Below are 16,177 nucleotides of genomic sequence, written 5' to 3'. Positions count from 1 at the left end.
CAGTCCTAGGCGGGGTGCGGGGTGCGGTCGCGGACCATCAGGGCGGCCCGCTTGCCGGGCAGGTCGAGTTCGGCGGCGAGCCGGAAGCCGGCCCGCCGGAAGGCGCGGACGGAGCGCCGGTTGCGGACGTCGGGTTCGGCGACCAGCCGTTCGCAGCGCGGCCGTTCCCGCAGGAGGCGGTCGGCCAGGGCGGCGAGCAGCGCGGCGGCGAGGCCCCGGCCGCGGCTGGTGGCGGGGCCGAGCAGCAGGTGGAGGCCGGTGTCGTGGGGCCGGGCCGGGTAGTGGGCGGCGAGCGGGTCGAGGTCGGCGCGGTACACCTCCCAGTAGCTCATCGGGGTGCCGTCGAGCAGGCCGAGGCAGGGCAGGCTGTGCCCGTCGCCGTCGAGTTGGCCGCGCAGGTGCCGCTCGGTGACGGCGGGCGGGCCGGCCAGCTCCCAGAAGGCGGCGACCTCGGGGTCGTTCATCCAGCCGGTGAGCAGGCCGAGGTCGGCCGGGAGCCGGACGCCGCGCAGCCGGAACTCCCCGGCGGCGGTGGGCATGGCGCCCCACCGGGCCGGGTCCGCACCGGAGCCCGGGCCCGGGGCGGCCGCGCCCCCGGGGCCGCTCACGCGCCGGCCACCGGGTTGGGGATGTCGACGTACACGGACTGGGTGGCGACCGGGCCGACCAGTTCGTCCAGGCCCTGGATCCGGGTGAGCAGATTGGCCTTGCAGGGCAGGGTCGGCGCGTCCAGCAGCAGGCCGGGCAGCGCGGAGCCGGTGGCGGTGGCGGCGGGCCCGGTCAGGAAGCGGCGGAGCGCGGCCAGCAGGACGGACTCGTCGGCGAGCTGCTGGGAGCCGAGCGCGCCGACCAGTCCGAGCACGTGGTTGATGCCCAGGTAGTAGGCGAAGTGGTGGTCGATCACCGGGTCGTCGAGGAAGGTGTCGCTGTGCGCGCCGAGGCCGGGCAGCCGGGCGGTGAGCCGGTCGGCGGCGCTCCGCCGGTAGTAGTAGCCCTGGTTGTCGCGGTAGCGGCCGCCCTCCGGCCAGCCTGCGGCGTCCAGCAGCACCAGGCTGTTCTGCTGGTGGGCCTCCAGGGCGATGCCGGCCACGCCGTCCAGCCAGAGGACGGGCAGCACGACGGCGTCCAGGTAGCGCAGGAACCATTCGGCGGCCACCGTGGGCAGCGGGCGGCCGGTGCGGGCGGCGAGCGCGCGCAGCAGGTCGCCGAGCCGGGAGGGGACGGGGTCGCCGCCGCGGGCGCCGTGCGGCCGTTCGGCGACCAGGCCGGCCACGCAGTAGGCGCGCTCCCCCGGGGCGAAGGGCTGGGCGCGCAGCACGGTGTCCAGGCCGCCCGGGTCGCCGAGTCCGGGGTGGTCGACGCCGATCCAGGCGGGGTCGCGGACGACGTCGAAGCCGGGGTGGGCGGCCCGCCACTCGGCGGCGAGGCCGCTCTCCAGCAGCCGGTGCATCTCCAGGCCGCGGTGGAGCTCCTTGCGGAGGTTCTCCCGGCGGGAGTTGGTGATCCGCAGGCCCAGCGAGAGCTTGAGCATCCAGGGGGTGCCGGGCCGGTAGACGGTGCGCACCGAGGAGGTGGGGTACCAGGGGTCGCCGGCCGGGCCGAGGTCGTGCAGCCGGCCCTCGGCGAGCAGCTCGGCGACGGCCGGGCGATGCGCGAGTTCGCGGGCCTGCCAGGGGTGCAGCGGCAGGGCGGCGGTGCCGGGCGGCAACAGCGCGGGGTCGTCGAGCAGCCGGGCGGTGATCCGGTCGGCGGCCTCGGGGACGGCGGAGCCGGCGGCGAGCAGGTCCCGGTCGACGGCGTACCAGTGCAGCTGGAAGGAGCCGTGCAGTTCGGGCGAGTAGGCGGCGCTCTGGGCGGGGCCGAGGCCGTCGCGGCTCTTCGGCGTGGGGTGCATCGGGTGCCCAAGCAGCAGGGACTGCTCGGCGGCGAGGAACTCCGAGCGCTCGGGGCCGCCGGGCACCGGGGCGGTGGCGGCGCGGTGGTGGGCGAGGATGTCGGCGGTGCGGACCACCGAGTCGGCGACCCGGGCGGCGAGGTCGGCGACCTGTCCGGGGTCGGGCCGGTCGGCGGCCGCGGCGGCGAGCAGGGCGGCGGCGGTGACGGCGTCCACCGGGGCGTCGCAGAAGTCCTCCGCCTCGTCGGCCCCGCCGGCCGCGAGGGTGGCCGGGCCGAAGCGGTGCCAGCCGGCCGGCGACCAGTGCCGGACCGGGGCGGAGAGCCGGGCGGCGCCGCCGAGGACGGCGATCCGCAGGTACCCGTCGGGGCCGGGGGCGGCGCCGGTCTCGCGGGCCCAGCAGCGCAGCAGGGCCTCCAGGGCGGCCTGCTCGGCGGCGACGGACGGGTCCGGGTGGAGCAGCCGGTCGGACGGCGCCGGGGCCGGGCCCGCGGCGCTGGTCGCGGTGGGGGCGGGGGCGGGGCGGGGGGCCGGGAAGTGGATCGGGGCTCCGGTCAGGGCGGTGCTCAATGCTGCTCCTTGATGCGCGTGGAGTGCCGACGCGCAGGGGGTGGAGGGAACTGGCGCGCGCTCGCACCGTCGCGTCAGGTAAGGGTTACCTATCCCTGAGGGGTGATCACAAGGACCGCTCACTCGTCCGGGTGAAGATCGGCGATTGTGCACGCCCCGGGGCGAACACGGGCCCGTCGCACGGACCGCCCGCCCGTCCCCGCGTCACGGATCGGTGACCCTCGCCCGGAACCGGAACCCGGGGCCGCCCGGGGCCGTCCAGATCACCAGTGGCAGACTCCAGAACGGCGGTCCGCCGCCCACACCGAACTACCAGGGGGACAGCACCATGCCAGCGATCCACCGGTCAGCCGCGGCGGCGCTCCTCGCCGCGGGGACCCTGTTCGCCGTCACCGCCTGCGGCCCGGACGGGCCTTCGGGCGGCGGCACCGCCGCGCCGCCGCCCTCCGGCGGCGCCACCGCCTCCGCCACCGCCGCGGGGGGCGGCAGTGGCGTGATCGGCGGCATCACCCTGCCTTCGGGCCTGCCGACCGGCCTGCTGGAAGGCCTGCCGAAGAGCTGGGACGACCTGACGAAGTGGAAGTTCGAGGACTGGGACAACTGGGCGTCCAAGCACGTCTTCAACAACCCGATCGTCAAGGACTTCTGGAACCCGGACAAGATGGGCGACTCCAAGCCCGCCGACCCGGCGCCGCCCACCGCCAAGCCCGCCGACGACGCCGGGGTCACCGACCCCGAGCCGCCGCTGGTCAAGGCCGTTCCGGTGCCGCGCCCGTACACCAAGCAGCCCTCCGGGAAGATCTTCTTCTCGGCCGAGGGCGGCCGCGGCAACTGCTCGGCCACCGTGATCCAGGACCCGGCGCACCCCGGGAAGAGCAACCTGGTCTGGACGGCCGGCCACTGCGTCCACCCGGGCAAGGGCGGCAGCTACTTCAAGGACCTGGTCTTCGTCCCGGCCTACAACAACTCGGGCGCCTCCAGCGGCGGCAAGAAGGCCCCGCTGTCCGAGCTGGCGCCGCTCGGCACCTGGTGGGCCAAGGACGTGGTGACCTCGCCGCAGTGGCTGGTCGAGGGCGGCGGCACCGGTGACGCGGCGAACCAGTACGACTTCGCGATCATGCGGGTGAGCAACCAGAACGACAGCGGGAAGTCGCTGGAGGAGACGGTCGGCGGGGCGGTCCCGGTCTGGTTCGACGCACCGCGCGACAAGCTCGCCGTCACCGCGATCGGCTACCCGCTCTACAAGCCGTTCGACGGCCAGGAGCTCTACAAGTGCGAGGGCGGGAAGCCGACCCGGCTCTCCTTCGACCCGAAGCGCCCGTCGATGCTCACCGTCGGCTGCAACATGACCCAGGGCTCCAGCGGCGGCGGCTGGTTCGCGCCGATGCCGGACGGGAAGCTCGCGCTGGTCTCCAACACCTCGATCGGCACCCAGGAGCACACCTCGCTGAGCGGGCCGTACCTGGAGACGGTCGCCAAGCAGGCGCTGGACTGGATCTCGAAGAAGAAGTAGCCGCCGGACACGGGACGGGCCCCGGTTCCCCCTCACAGGAGGGAACCGGGGCCCGTTCGCGCGGTGCGGAGGCTCAGCCCTGCGGGGTCAGCGCCACCGCGAAGTGCTCCAGCTCGGCGGCCAGCTCGGCCGGCACCTTGGCGTGCAGCAGGGTGCCCTCGCCGGTGTGCTCGGTGCCGAGCAGCTCGCCCTCGGCATGCACCCGGGACACCAGCGCGCCCTGGGTGTACGGGACGAGCACGTGCACCTCGACGGCCGGGCGCGGCAGCTCGTCGTCGATGAGCTTGAGCAGCTCGTCGATGCCCTCGCCGGTGCGGGCCGACACCACGATCGCGTGCGGCTCGCGGCGCAGCAGGCGCTGCAGGACGTGCGGATCGGCGGCGTCGGCCTTGTTGATCACCACGATCTCCGGCACGTTCTGCGCGTCGACCGAGACGACGACCTCGCGGACGGCAGCCAGCTGCGTCTCCGGCTCGGGGTGCGAGCCGTCCACCACGTGCAGGATGAGGTCCGCGTCGGCGACCTCCTCCATGGTGGAGCGGAACGCCTCGACCAGGTGGTGCGGCAGGTGCCGGACGAAGCCGACGGTGTCGGCCAGGGTGTAGACCCGGCCGCTCGGGGTCTGCGCCCGGCGCACGGTCGGGTCGAGGGTGGCGAACAGCGCGTTCTCCACCAGCACGCCCGCGCCGGTGAGCCGGTTGAGCAGGGAGGACTTGCCGGCGTTGGTGTACCCGGCGATGGCCACCGACGGCACCTGGTGGCGCTTGCGCTCCCGGCGCTTGGTGTCGCGGCCCTTCTTCATGTCGGCGATCTCCCTGCGGAGCTTCGCCATCTTCTCGCGGATCCGGCGCCGGTCGGTCTCGATCTTGGTCTCACCGGGACCGCGGGTGGCCATGCCGCCGCCGGACGAGCCGGAGCCGCCACCACCCATCTGCCGGGAGAGCGACTGGCCCCAGCCGCGCAGCCGCGGCAGCATGTACTGCATCTGGGCGAGCGAGACCTGCGCCTTGCCCTCGCGGGACTTGGCGTGCTGGGCGAAGATGTCCAGGATCAGGGCCGTCCGGTCGACGACCTTGACCTTGACCACGTCCTCCAGGTGGATCAGCTGGCCCGGGGTGAGCTCACCGTCGCACACCACGGTGTCGGCCCCGGTGGAGGCGACGATGTCGCGCAGTTCCTGGGCCTTGCCGGAGCCGATGTAGGTGGCCGCGTCGGGCTTGTCGCGGCGCTGGATGACGCCGTCCAGCACCTCGGAGCCGGCCGTCTCGGCCAGTGCGGCGAGCTCGGCCATCGAGTTCTCCGCCTCCTCCAGCGTGCCGTCGGTCCAGACGCCGACGAGCACCACGCGCTCCAGTCGGAGCTGGCGGTACTCGACCTCGGTGACGTCCTGGAGTTCGGTGGAGAGGCCGGCGACACGACGGAGCGCGGCGCGCTCGCTGCGGTCGTACTGGTCGCCGTCGTAGTGGTGGCCGCGGTCCTCGTCGATGGCCGCGAGGTCCTCGTCCATGAGGGCTTCCGCCCGCAGACCGTCGAAGCGGCGCGGGGCGTCGGCGTGGTCGCGGGTGTCGAACGTGGAGGTCATTCTGTCCTTTGGCTGCTGGAAACGGTTGGCCTGCGCACGACCGTACGGACGGTCGTACCCGGAGTCTGCCCAGCTGCCGCCCCGTCTACCACTCGGGCGAGGTGTGAGCTACCCCTCGGGGCCGCGGGTCGGGCTGAGACTCCTCCGCCCGGTCAACGCCGCGGTCCGGCCGTGAATTCCCCATGATGGTCGCACGCCGGGCGCGCGCCGGTCATCCCCATTTCCTCCGGCTGCGCCGGTGCGGCCGGAGGGTCCTCCGCCGGCCGGACCGCCGGGGTGTGCGGGGCCCGGCCCGGGCCGCCGCCCGCCGGGGCGTACGGGCGCTCCACGTCGTACACCCCGGACACCCGCAGCATGGCCCGCAGCACGGCGGCCAGCACGGCCGGGTCCGGCAGCTCGACGGTGTAGGTGTGCCGCACCCGCAGCTCCTGGGGCGGCTCCACCTCGGCCGAGACGATCCCGACGCCCTCCGCCGAGATCGCCGCCGTGAGGTCGGCCAGCAGCCGGGGCCGGTTCAGCGCCTCGGCCCGCAGGGTGGCCCGGTAGCCGCCGGCCGGGGCGCCGCCGGGGCGCCAGCGGACGTCCAGGGCGTCGCGCCCGTCGGCCCGCATCCGCTCACCCGCCGGACAGCCGGCCCGGTGCACGGCGACCGCGCCGCCGCGGATCGGGTAGCCGGCGATCTCGTCCGGCGGCACCGGGGTGCAGCAGCGGGCCAGCCGCACGGGCGCCCCGGGGCGGCCCTCCACGGCGACCGGGGCGGCCGGCCGGCCGGCCGCGACCGGGCGGTCCGGCGGCGCGGGCTGCCCGGCGGAGGGGCCGGTGCGCACCACCGGGCGGCGCGGCGCGTGGTCGGCCAGCCAGCGCTCGATGGCCAGCCGGGCGCCCGGGGTGCGGGCGTGCGCGAGCCACTCGGGCGCCGGGCCGGCGGTCTCCTCGGTGAGGATGGCCACCCGGTCGCCGTCGTGCAGCACGGTGGAGAGCGCGGCGAGCCGGCCGTTCACCCGGGCCCCGATGCAGCGGTGGCCGGTCTCCTCGCCGAGCAGGTAGGCGGCGTCCACACAGGTGGCGCCGGCCCGGAGCTGAAGCGTTTCGCCGCGCTCGGTGACCACGGTGATCTCGCGGTCCCCGGCCAGGTCGGCGGTGAGCGCGGACCAGAAGGCGTCCGGGTCCGGGGTCTCCTGCTGCCACTCCAGCAGCCGGGAGAGCCAGCCGGGCCGGGCCGGGTCGGTGCGGTCCAGCTCGTCCCGGCCCTGGTCGCCGCCGGTCCCGGGCTGGCGCGGGTCGCCGAGCGCGACCACCCCGGTCTCGGCGACCCCGTGCATCCGGCGGGTGCGCACCAGCACCTCGACCACCGCGCCGCCGGCCAGCGCCACCGCGGTGTGCAGGGACTGGTAGAGGTTGAACTTCGGCGCGGCCACGAAGTCCTTGAACTCCCCCGGCAGCGGGGTCCAGCAGGTGTGCAGCTCGCCGAGCACCGCGTAGCAGTCGGCGTTCTCCTCGACCACCACCAGCAGCCGCCCGAAGTCGGCCGGCTGCGGCCCCTGCGGCTTGCCGTCCGGCCCCGGGGCGGCGGCCCGCTTGAGCAGCACCCGGTGCAGCGAGACGCAGTGCCGGGGGCGGACGGTGACCTCGGCGGCGATCCCCGCCTCGGCGAGCTGGCGGGCCAGGGTCCGGGCGAACGGCGCCAGCAGGGTGTCCGGCCCGGTCTCGTGCCGGCCGAGCAGGGCGCGGGTACGGGCGTGCTCCTCGGGGTGCAGGGTGGCGAAGACGATGTCCTCCAGCTCCGCCTTGAGCACCTGGATCCCGAGCCGTTCGGCCAGCGGGATCAGCACGTCCCGGGTGACCTTGGCGATCCGCACCTGGCTGGCCGGCTTCATGTGCCGGATGGTGCGCATGTTGTGCAGCCGGTCGGCGAGCTTGATGACCATCACCCGGACGTCGTCCCCGGTGGCGACCAGCATCTTGCGGAAGGTCTCCGCCTCGGCCGCCGCGCCGAAGTCCACCTTCTCCAGCTTCGTCACCCCGTCGACCAGATAGGCGACTTCGGGCCCGAACCCCTCGGCCACCTGCTCCAGCGTCAACTCGGTGTCCTCGACCGTGTCGTGGAGCAGCGAGGCGACCAAGGTGGTCGTCCCGGCGCCGAGTTGGGCCAGGATCACGGTGACGGCCAGCGGGTGGGTGATGTACGGCTCGCCGCTCTTGCGCTTCTGGCCGCGGTGGCTCGCCTCGGCCAGCCGGTACGCGCGCCCGAGCAGGCCGAGGTCGGCCTGCGGATGGTGTCTGCGGTGGGCCCGGACCAGCGGTTCGAGGGCGTCCGGCACTGGCGGGCGGCCGGTGGCCAGCAGCGCGGCGCGCCCGGCGCGGCCGAGCGCGGCCCGGCCCAGCCCGCCGAGCGGGCGCCTGGGCCCGGCTTGCCGTTCGGACGTCGGCTGCCCCGCCAGGGGCTGCCCGGCTTCGATGGTCATCGGCACCTCCGGCAGCAGTACCGGGGGCGTGGGCCGACCCGGTGGTCCATGCTACCGAGCAGAGCACGTTCCGCGAGGCCCCGCTTCCCGTCCGTCATGGGTATCACCCGAACGGGGGGATTCGATTCCGGAGGAATTGGGGAAACGCGGGCCGGCCGTGACCGGCCCGCACAACTGAGCGGTCGTCGCCGGGTGACGGCCGGTCAGGCCCCCCGGACCAGCGCCGACCAGGCCGGGTCCAGCTCGCCGCGGGCGACGATGACCGCCGGGCCGGTCTTCTCCACCCGGCCGTCCGGGTACTCGGTGATCGTCAGCCGGCCGCCCAGCACGTCCACCGCGTAGGTCACCGCCTCGCCGGTGACCGCGGGGTCCGCGCCGTCCCGCCGGGCGGCGGCCACCGCGACGGCGCACGCGCCGGTGCCGCAGGAGCGGGTCTCGCCGGAGCCGCGCTCGTGCACCCGCATCGCGACGTGCCGCGGCCCGCGGTCCACCACGAACTCGACGTTGACGCCCTCCGGGTAGACGCCCTCGGGGCTCACCGGCGGCGCGGTCCGCAGCTCGCCGGCGTGCTCCAGGCTCTCGACGAACGCGACCGCGTGCGGATTGCCCATGTTGACGTTCAGGGCCGGCCAGCTGCGCCCGCCGACCGCCACCTCGATCCCGTCCGGGCCGGGCAGCAGCGCGCGCCCCATGTCGACGGTGATCTCGCCGGGCGTGCCGTCCTCGGCGTCCTCGGCGACCCGCACGGTCCGCAGGCCGGCCCGGGTGGCCACCGGCAGCTCGCCCGGCTTCGCCAGCCCGGCCTCGACCAGGTAGCGGGCGAAGACCCGGATGCCGTTGCCGCACATCTCGCCGATCGAGCCGTCGGAGTTGCGGTAGTCCATGAACCACTCGGCGAGGTCGGCCTGGTCGGCCGCCACCGGCTCGGCGGCGGAGCGCACCACGCGCAGCAGTCCGTCGCCGCCGATGCCCGACCGGCGGTCGCACAGCGCGGCCACGGCCTCGGGGCCGATGGCCAGCCGACCGTCCGGGTCCGGGACGATGACGAAGTCGTTCTGGGTGCCGTGCCCCTTGAGGAAGGGGAGGCCGACGGGCTGCGCGGAGGATGCGGTCACCCTCCCGATGGTACCGAGGAGGGGGTGCCCCCCGCCGGGCGGGCGCGTCAGCCGGAGAGCCGGACGACCCGCCACAGGGCCAGCGCGCAGGCGGCCAGCATGATCAGGGTGTAGATCACGATCGCCTTCCACCCGGCCCGCTCACCGGTGCCGCGGCGCGGCAGGCCGGGCCACTTGTACCCCGCGTGCCGGGCCGCCATCGCACCCCAGCCGAGCGAGGCCGCGGTGAGCAGCAGGCCGAGCATCCCGATCATCGCCGAGCCCGCCCCGGCCGAGCCGAAGGCCAGCGGGAAGGCGAACATCAGCGAGCCGGTGGTGGCCAGCAGGGCGATCGGCAGGATCTGCCACCAGCGGAGCCGGCGGCGCGGCCGGATCTCCCGCTCGTGCACCGCGCCGGCGGGGGCGTTGGTGTCCAGGACCGGCAGCGCGACCGCGTAGGAGGTGGGCGCGTCGAGGCCGGGCAGCACCGGCAGGTCGGGCAGCGTCGAGGCGTCGAGTCCGGCGGCCTGCGCCGTGGCACTGCCGCCGCTGCCGGGCGCGCCCTTGACGGACCCGGCGGTCTGGCCGGTATCGGGGCCGGTACCCGTGGACACGCGGCCTCCCCTGACAGTTCGACACGAGTGCGACTCGCGGCCGGGCGCGGCCGACCCGCCCGGGCCGGCCCTTATGACATCGATGATGGCATGTCCAGAGTGGCGTTCCGGGCCTGACCGGGGCCGACGGGTGATCCGTGGCCATCACGTGATCCGGCCGTGACCGCCATGCCGTCCTGCACGGCCTTCTGCGCGCGCAACTGCACCGCCGAATGGCCGGAAAGCGCCTACCGGGCGGCGAGTTCCTGACGGTCGATCAGCTCCAGCGAGCGGTCCAGCAGCTCCACCGGGTCGGTACCGGCCGGCCGCGCGAGCCAGTGGATCCGGTCGTCCCGGCGGAACCAGGACTCCTGCCGGCGGGCGAACCGCTTGGTGGCCCGGACCGTCTCGGCGCGCGCCTCGTCCTCCGTGCACAGGCCGGCGAAGTGGTCGAGCATCTGCTGGTAGCCGAGCGCCCGGGAGGCCGTCCGGCCCTCGCGCAGCCCGGCCCCCTCCAGCTCCCGCACCTCGTCGAGCAGCCCGGCCCGCCACATCCGGTCCACCCGCAGGGTGATCCGCTCGTCCAGCTCGGGACGCGGCACGGCGACGCCGATCTGCACCGCGTCGTACACGGCCGTGTTGCTCGGCAGGTTCGCGGTGAACGGCTGCCCGGTGATCTCGATGACCTCCAGCGCCCGGACGATCCGCCGGCCGTTGCTGGTCAGGATCGCCTCGGCCGCGGCCGGGTCCCGCTCCGCCAGCCGCCGGTGCAGCGCGTACGGGCCGGCCTGCTCCAGCTCCTCCTCCAGCCGGGCCCGGACCGCCGGGTCGGTGCCCGGGAACTCCATCTCGTCGATCGCCGCCCGGACGTACAGGCCGGAGCCGCCGACCAGCACGGGCGTGCGGCCGGCCGCGAGCAGGCGGTCGATCTCGGCCCGGGCCAGCCGCTGGTACTCGGCGACGCTGGCGGCCTCGCGGACGTCCCAGATGTCCAGCAGGTGGTGCGGGATGCCGCCGCGCTCCTCCTCGGTGAGCTTGGCGGTACCGATGTCCATGCCGCGGTAGAGCTGCATCGAGTCGGTGTTGATCACCTCGCCGCCGAGGGCGCGGGCCAGGGCGACGGCCAGGTCGGACTTTCCGGCGGCGGTCGCGCCGACGACCGACACGACGCGGGGGCGGGCGGACTGGGCGGTGGTGGAGCTGCTCACCGGTCAAGTCTGCCAGGGAACGCCGGTCCGCCGTCGGCCCGGCCGGTTGCACCCGGTTTCCCCGGTTTCGACCGACCCGTCCCGTTGCGAACGGTTCCGCCCTGACGGACGTTGTGAGAGAGACAGAGAGGAACGGTGAGGCGTCATGGGTCTGATGGACAACCTCAAGGGCAAGGCCGAGGAGCTCAAGGACAAGGCCAGCGAGTTCGCCGGCAAGCACAGCGATCAGATCGGGAGCGCGGTGGAGAAGGCCGGCGGCGCGATCGACAAGGCCACCAAGGGCAAGTACACGGAGAAGATCGAGCACGGCACCAGCAAGGCCAAGGGCGCCGTGGACGACTTCGCCCACAAGCCCGAGGGCCCCGGCCCCGGCCCGGGCACCGACCCCGGCACCGGCACCGGCCCGGGCACCACCCCGCCCGCCTGACCGGCCCGGCGGCTCAGCTCCAGGAGGCGACCAGGTACCCCACGCCGTACGGCGCGTCCCGGTAGCCCAGCCGCGCGGTGAGGCCGGCGCCCTCGGCGGCGCCGGCCAGCACCTGCCAGGGCGCCCGGCCCTCGGCCTTCAGCTCGGCGGCCAGTCCCGCGTCCAGCGCGGCCAGCGCGGCGGTGTCCGCGGAGCCCAGCGCCCGCGCGAGCCCCGCGTCGAAGCCCTCGGCGCGCTCGTCCAGGTAGCCGGGCGCCTTCAGCGACCGGCAGGCGCTGCCGTCCCCCATCACCAGCAGCCCGACCCGGTCGGCCAGCTGGGCCAGCCCCTGGCCCAGCCCGAGCATCCGGTCGGCGGGCGCGTCGGCCGGCACCGCGCAGGCGTGCGTCGGCACCGTCACCCCGGCCCGCCCGAGCAGCCAGGCGCCGACGGTCAGCGAGGGCGCCAGCTCCGGCCCCTCGGCCCGGCCGCCCGGCAGCGCGGCCACCAGCGGCACGCCGTAGCGGTGGAACGAGCCGGCCCCGCCCTCGGTCCACACCTCGGCCTCCGGCCCGGTGCCGACCACCACGAGCAGTTCCGGAGCGGCCGCGAGCACCACCCCGAGCGCCTCGTCGCAGGCCGCGCGCAGCGGCTCCAGCTCGGCCGCCGCCCCGGCGGCGACCTCCGGGACGAGCAGCGGCGGACAGGGGCAGACGGCGGCGGCAACCAGCATGCGGATCACTCTAACCAAGAACGCGGAACGGCCCGGCGGGACCGGAGGGTCCCACCGGGCCGCTCACGCGGCGGCGGGGTCAGTCCCCGCAGCAGGCGCCGCCGGCCGGGGCGGCCAGTGGCAGCGCCACCGGGGCGCCGACGGACGGCAGGCCCAGCATCACGCCGGCCGGCTTGGCGGCGGGCCCGGCCTGGCGCTTCTCCCAGGCGTCACCCGCCCGGGTGCGGCGCACCGCGAGCGTCGGGCCCTCGGCCAGCAGGTGGTGCGGGGCGGCGTAGGTGATCTCCACGGTGACCGTGTCGCCCGGCCGGACCGGCTCGGCGGGCCGGGTGAAGTGCACCAGCCGGTTGTCGGGGGCGCGGCCGGAGAGCCGGTCGGTCCGGTCGTCCTTCTTGCCCTCGCCCTCGGCGACCAGGATCTCCAGGGTGCGGCCGACCTGCTTCTTGTTCTCCTCCCAGGAGATCTCCTCCTGGAGGGCGATCAGCCGGTCGTAGCGGGCCTGGACGACCGCCTTCGGGATCTGGTCGTCCATCTCGGCGGCCGGGGTGCCGGGGCGCTTGGAGTACTGGAAGGTGAAGGCGTTGGTGAAGCGGGCCTCGCGGACGACCTTCATGGTCTCCTCGAAGTCCTCCTCGGTCTCGCCGGGGAAGCCGACGATGATGTCGGTGGAGATCGCCGCGTCCGGCATCGCCTCCCGCACCTTGCGGATGATGCCGAGGAATCGCTCCTGCCGGTAGGAGCGGCGCATCGCCTTGAGCACGGTGTCCGAGCCGGACTGCAGCGGCATGTGCAGCTGGTGCATCACGTTCGGGGTCTCGGCCATCGCGGCGATCACGTCGTCGGTGAAGTCGCGCGGGTGCGGCGAGGTGAAGCGGATCCGCTCCAGGCCCTCGATCTGCCCGGCGGCGCGCAGCAGCTTGGAGAAGGCCTCGCGGTCGCCCAGGTCGGAGCCGTAGGCGTTGACGTTCTGGCCGAGCAGGGTGACCTCGATGACGCCCTCGTCGACCAGCGCCTCGATCTCGGCGAGGACGTCGCCGGGACGGCGGTCCTCCTCCTTGCCGCGCAGCGCGGGGACGATGCAGAAGGTGCAGGTGTTGTTGCAGCCGACCGAGATCGCGACCCACGCGGCGTAGGCGGACTCCCGGCGGGTGGGCAGCGTGGAGGGGAAGGTCTCCAGCGACTCCAGGATCTCGACCTGGGCCTTCCGCTCGACCGCGGCGCGCTCCAGCAGGGCCGGCAGGTGGCCGATGTTGTGGGTGCCGAAGACCACGTCGACCCAGGGGGCCTTGCGGACGATGGTGTCGCGGTCCTTCTGCGCCAGGCAGCCGCCGACGGCGATCTGCATGCCCTGGTGGCGGCTCTTGACCGGGGCGAGCTGCCCGAGGTTGCCGTACAGCTTGTTGTCGGCGTTCTCCCGCACCGCGCAGGTGTTGAACACCACCAGGTCCGGGTCGCCGTCCTGCCCCGCCTTGACGTACCCCGCGTCCTCCAGCAGCCCGGAGAGCCGCTCGGAGTCGTGGACGTTCATCTGGCAGCCGTACGTGACGACCTTGTAGCTCTTCGATCCGCTGTCACCGCTCACCCGACCAGGGTACGGGCACCCGCGAAGAGGTTTTCCCCTCCCGTTCCCCGCACTCGCCTGGCACTATCCCTGCATGGCCTCCCGCACTCCCTCCCGCCTCCGCGCCGCGGCCCGCCGGCCGCTGTGGCGGATCGTGCTGGCCCTGGTGCTCCTGGTCGCGGGCCTGGGCGGCTGGTGGCTGTCCGCGAGCGGTCCGACCGGCCGCCCGTACGGCGAGACCAGGCTGGCCACCGGCGTCAAGCAGGGGGTGTACGACCGGTACGGACAGCTGCTGGACGCCCACCTCGCCAAGGCGATGCCGGGGGTGCGGCTGGAGCTGGACAACTCCGAGGGCTCGCTCGACAACCTGGCCCGGGTCACCTCGGGCCGGGACGACTTCGCGATCGCCACCGCCGACGCCGTGGCCCAGTACACGGGCCCGGGCCGGGAGAAGCTGCGGGCCATCGCCCGGCTCTACGACGACTACCTGCAGCTGATCGTCCCGGCCGGCTCCCCGGTGCACCGCGCCGCCGACCTCAAGGGCCTGCGGGTCGGCGTCGGCCAGTCGCTCTCCGGCGTGAACCTGGTGACCCGCAGGCTGCTGGCGGCGGCCGGACTGGATCCGGACCGCGACATCAAGCCGGCCTTCCTGGGCATCGGCGACGCGGCCGACGAGCTGCGGGCCGGCCGGCTGGACGCGTTCTTCTGGTCCGGCGGCCTGCCGACCAACGCGCTCACCGCGCTGTCCGAGCACGTCCGGATCCGGGTCGTGCCGCTGAGCGACCTCGCCGAGGCGATCCACCTGGTCGAGGGCGGCGGGACGGACGCCTACCGGGCGGCCACCATGCCGAAGGGCACCTACCCGAACGCCGAGCCCCAGGACGCGGTCGCCACCGTCGCCGTGCCCAACCTGCTGATCACCCGGGCCGATGTGAACGCCGACCTGGTCCAGGGCATGACCCGGGCGGTGATCGACAGCCGCGACCAGATCGGCGCCCAGGTGCACGCCGCCCAGCTGGTCGACCTGCGCACCGCCGTCTACACCGACCCGCTCCCCCTGCACGAGGGCGCCGCCCGCTACTACCGCTCGGTGAAGCCCTGACCGGGCCCTGACTAGGGCTTCTTGCGCCCGGCCCGGGGCACCGCAAGGGTGACGGCGAGGCCGGACGGGGTCGCGGTGCCGAAGGTGAGCGAGCCGCCGGCCGCCTGGAGCAGGGTGCGGGCGATCGACAGGCCGAGGCCCGATCCGTCCACGTTCTGGTGGCGCGGGCTGCGCCAGAAGCGGTCGCCGGCCCGGGCCAGCTCCTCCTCGGTGAGGCCGGGGCCCTGGTCGGAGACGGTCACCGCGACCTCGTCGCGCCGGGCCGCGACCAGCACCCGCACCCGGCTCCCCTCGGGGCCGAACTTCAGCGCGTTGTCGAGCACCGCGTCCAGCGCGCTGCCGAAGCCGATCGGGTCGGCCAGGCCGAGCGCCAGCGCCGGGCCCTCCCAGACCAGCTCGATCCCGCGCTGCCCGGCCAGCGGCCGCCAGGCGTCCACCCGGTCCAGGGCGAGCACGGCCAGGTCGGTGGGCTCGGGTTCGGGGCGGGCGTGCTCGGCGGTGGCCAGCCCCAGCAGGTCGTCCAGCACCCGGGCCAGCCGGGCGCCCTCCTCGCGGACCCCGCCGAGTTCCTCCTCGTGCCCCTCCGGCAGCTCCAGGCCCAGCAGCTCGACCCGCAGCAGCAGCGCCGCCAGCGGGTTGCGCAGCTGGTGCGAGGCGTCGGCGACGAAGGCCTTCTGCTGGTCCAGGGCGAGCACCACGTGGTCGGCCATCTCGTTGAACGAGCGGGCGAGCCGCTGCAGCTCGGGCGGCCCGCCGCCGGGCGCCACCCGGGCGTTCATCCGGCCGGTGGCGATGTCGTGGGTGGCCCGGTCCAGGGTGCGGACCGGGCGCAGCACCCATGCGGTGAGCCGGGCCGCGAGCAGCACCGCGACGATCATCGCGGCGGCCTCGCCGGCCCCGATCACCAGCCACTTGCGCACCACCCGGGCGCGCAGCGCACCGGTCGGGGACTCGCTGAGCACCACGGCGACCACGTCGCCGTCGCGGACCACCGGGGTGGCGACGGTGAGCGTGCGGTCCGGGGTCCACGGCCACACCTGCGGCGGGTTGTGGCTGCGCCGGCCGTCCAGCGCCTCCTGGAAGGCCTGGTCGGCCCAGCCCCCGGAGGGCACCCGCCAGCCGGTCGGGGCCACCGCGAGCGGCATGCCGTCGCGCTGGAAGATGCCGATCCGCACCCCGTAGAGCTCGTGGTAGCGCGCCACCTCGGCGTCCAGCGCGTGCCGGCGGCTGAGGTCGCCCGGGGCGGGCTGCGGCTCGCCCTTGAGCGCCGACTCCAGGCCGGAGACGCCGGAGGTCGGCAGGTCCTGGGCGAACCGGGCCGCGTCGTCCAGCCGGTCGACGACCACCCGGCTCTGCTCGGCGGCCGCGAACGCCGCCGCGAGCGGCAGTCCGAGCGCGGCGAGCACGCAGAGCATCAGCGCCAGCAGGATGCCGAGCAGGCGGGTGCGCACGTGCG

General features: G+C 75.1%; 13 protein-coding genes. 3 read left to right on the top strand and 10 right to left on the bottom strand.

Going from position 1 to position 16,177, the window contains the following annotated elements; genetic code table 11:
- Window positions 1-5 precede the first annotated feature (5 nt).
- Window positions 6-713 carry a GNAT family N-acetyltransferase gene (locus ACFC0B_RS37760; protein WP_376097022.1) on the bottom strand — a complete coding sequence of 236 codons (708 nt, stop codon included), beginning with the start codon at window positions 711-713 and terminating at the stop codon, window positions 6-8.
- On the bottom strand, window positions 605-2,464 hold the full coding sequence (locus tag ACFC0B_RS37755) for an IucA/IucC family protein (protein ID WP_376096992.1): 1,860 nt from the start codon (window positions 2,462-2,464) through the stop codon (window positions 605-607). Before ACFC0B_RS37755 ends, ACFC0B_RS37760 begins: the two co-directional genes overlap by 109 nt.
- A 328-nt stretch (window positions 2,465-2,792) precedes the next feature.
- Between ACFC0B_RS37755 and ACFC0B_RS37750 the strand changes: the two genes are divergently transcribed.
- Window positions 2,793-3,977 (top strand): trypsin-like serine peptidase, encoded by a 1,185-nt coding sequence (locus tag ACFC0B_RS37750; protein WP_376096989.1) that lies wholly within the window; start codon window positions 2,793-2,795, stop codon window positions 3,975-3,977.
- A 73-nt stretch (window positions 3,978-4,050) separates the two neighbouring features.
- On the opposite strand, the gene hflX is transcribed toward ACFC0B_RS37750, so the two are convergent.
- From hflX to miaA, 5 genes are all read right to left on the bottom strand, one after another.
- Window positions 4,051-5,559, bottom strand: coding sequence for a GTPase HflX (gene hflX / locus ACFC0B_RS37745; protein ID WP_376096986.1), 1,509 nt, complete (start codon window positions 5,557-5,559; stop codon window positions 4,051-4,053).
- A gap of 152 nt (window positions 5,560-5,711) precedes the next feature.
- Window positions 5,712-8,024, bottom strand: a complete 2,313-nt coding sequence (locus tag ACFC0B_RS37740) for a RelA/SpoT family protein (RefSeq protein WP_376096983.1) — start codon at window positions 8,022-8,024, stop codon at window positions 5,712-5,714.
- Between the two features lie 203 nt (window positions 8,025-8,227).
- A complete protein-coding gene (gene dapF / locus ACFC0B_RS37735; protein ID WP_376096980.1) occupies window positions 8,228-9,139 on the bottom strand; it encodes a diaminopimelate epimerase in 912 nt (303 codons plus the stop codon).
- A gap of 47 nt (window positions 9,140-9,186) precedes the next feature.
- Complete coding sequence (locus ACFC0B_RS37730; RefSeq protein ID WP_376096977.1) at window positions 9,187-9,732, bottom strand: hypothetical protein; 546 nt, start codon at window positions 9,730-9,732, stop codon at window positions 9,187-9,189.
- Window positions 9,733-9,959: 227 nt separating this feature from the next.
- Entirely contained in the window at window positions 9,960-10,919 is a 960-nt protein-coding gene (gene miaA / locus ACFC0B_RS37725) for a tRNA (adenosine(37)-N6)-dimethylallyltransferase MiaA (protein WP_376096974.1), read from the bottom strand.
- A 145-nt stretch (window positions 10,920-11,064) separates the two neighbouring features.
- Here miaA and ACFC0B_RS37720 point away from each other — a divergent pair, with 145 nt between their 5' ends.
- Window positions 11,065-11,346 carry an antitoxin gene (locus ACFC0B_RS37720; protein WP_376096971.1) on the top strand — a complete coding sequence of 94 codons (282 nt, stop codon included), beginning with the start codon at window positions 11,065-11,067 and terminating at the stop codon, window positions 11,344-11,346.
- A gap of 13 nt (window positions 11,347-11,359) precedes the next feature.
- Here ACFC0B_RS37720 and ACFC0B_RS37715 read toward each other — a convergent pair whose 3' ends face one another.
- Window positions 11,360-12,058 (bottom strand): class III extradiol dioxygenase subunit B-like domain-containing protein, encoded by a 699-nt coding sequence (locus ACFC0B_RS37715; RefSeq protein ID WP_376096968.1) that lies wholly within the window; start codon window positions 12,056-12,058, stop codon window positions 11,360-11,362.
- 79 nt (window positions 12,059-12,137) lie between these two features.
- On the bottom strand, window positions 12,138-13,640 hold the full coding sequence (miaB, locus tag ACFC0B_RS37710; protein ID WP_376096965.1) for a tRNA (N6-isopentenyl adenosine(37)-C2)-methylthiotransferase MiaB: 1,503 nt from the start codon (window positions 13,638-13,640) through the stop codon (window positions 12,138-12,140).
- A gap of 73 nt (window positions 13,641-13,713) precedes the next feature.
- Here miaB and ACFC0B_RS37705 point away from each other — a divergent pair, with 73 nt between their 5' ends.
- Window positions 13,714-14,721, top strand: coding sequence for a TAXI family TRAP transporter solute-binding subunit (locus ACFC0B_RS37705; RefSeq protein WP_376096962.1), 1,008 nt, complete (start codon window positions 13,714-13,716; stop codon window positions 14,719-14,721).
- Window positions 14,722-14,732: 11 nt separating this feature from the next.
- On the opposite strand, the gene ACFC0B_RS37700 is transcribed toward ACFC0B_RS37705, so the two are convergent.
- A complete protein-coding gene (locus ACFC0B_RS37700; RefSeq protein WP_376096959.1) occupies window positions 14,733-16,172 on the bottom strand; it encodes a sensor histidine kinase in 1,440 nt (479 codons plus the stop codon).
- Window positions 16,173-16,177: the final 5 nt, after the last annotated feature.

The sequence above is a fragment of the Kitasatospora sp. NPDC056184 genome, from assembly GCF_042268405.1.
In the GTDB taxonomy this organism is placed as follows: domain Bacteria; phylum Actinomycetota; class Actinomycetes; order Streptomycetales; family Streptomycetaceae; genus Kitasatospora.
This window is presented reverse-complemented; position numbering and strand designations above follow the sequence as displayed.

Coding starts and splice junctions, on each gene's coding strand:
- ACFC0B_RS37750 (WP_376096989.1), top strand. CDS start 2,793: ATGCCAGCGATCCACCGGTCAGCCGCGGCGGCGCTCCTCGCCGCGGGG.
- hflX (WP_376096986.1), bottom strand. CDS start 5,559: ATGACCTCCACGTTCGACACCCGCGACCACGCCGACGCCCCGCGCCGC.
- ACFC0B_RS37740 (WP_376096983.1), bottom strand. CDS start 8,024: ATGACCATCGAAGCCGGGCAGCCCCTGGCGGGGCAGCCGACGTCCGAA.
- ACFC0B_RS37720 (WP_376096971.1), top strand. CDS start 11,065: ATGGGTCTGATGGACAACCTCAAGGGCAAGGCCGAGGAGCTCAAGGAC.
- ACFC0B_RS37715 (WP_376096968.1), bottom strand. CDS start 12,058: ATGCTGGTTGCCGCCGCCGTCTGCCCCTGTCCGCCGCTGCTCGTCCCG.
- ACFC0B_RS37705 (WP_376096962.1), top strand. CDS start 13,714: ATGGCCTCCCGCACTCCCTCCCGCCTCCGCGCCGCGGCCCGCCGGCCG.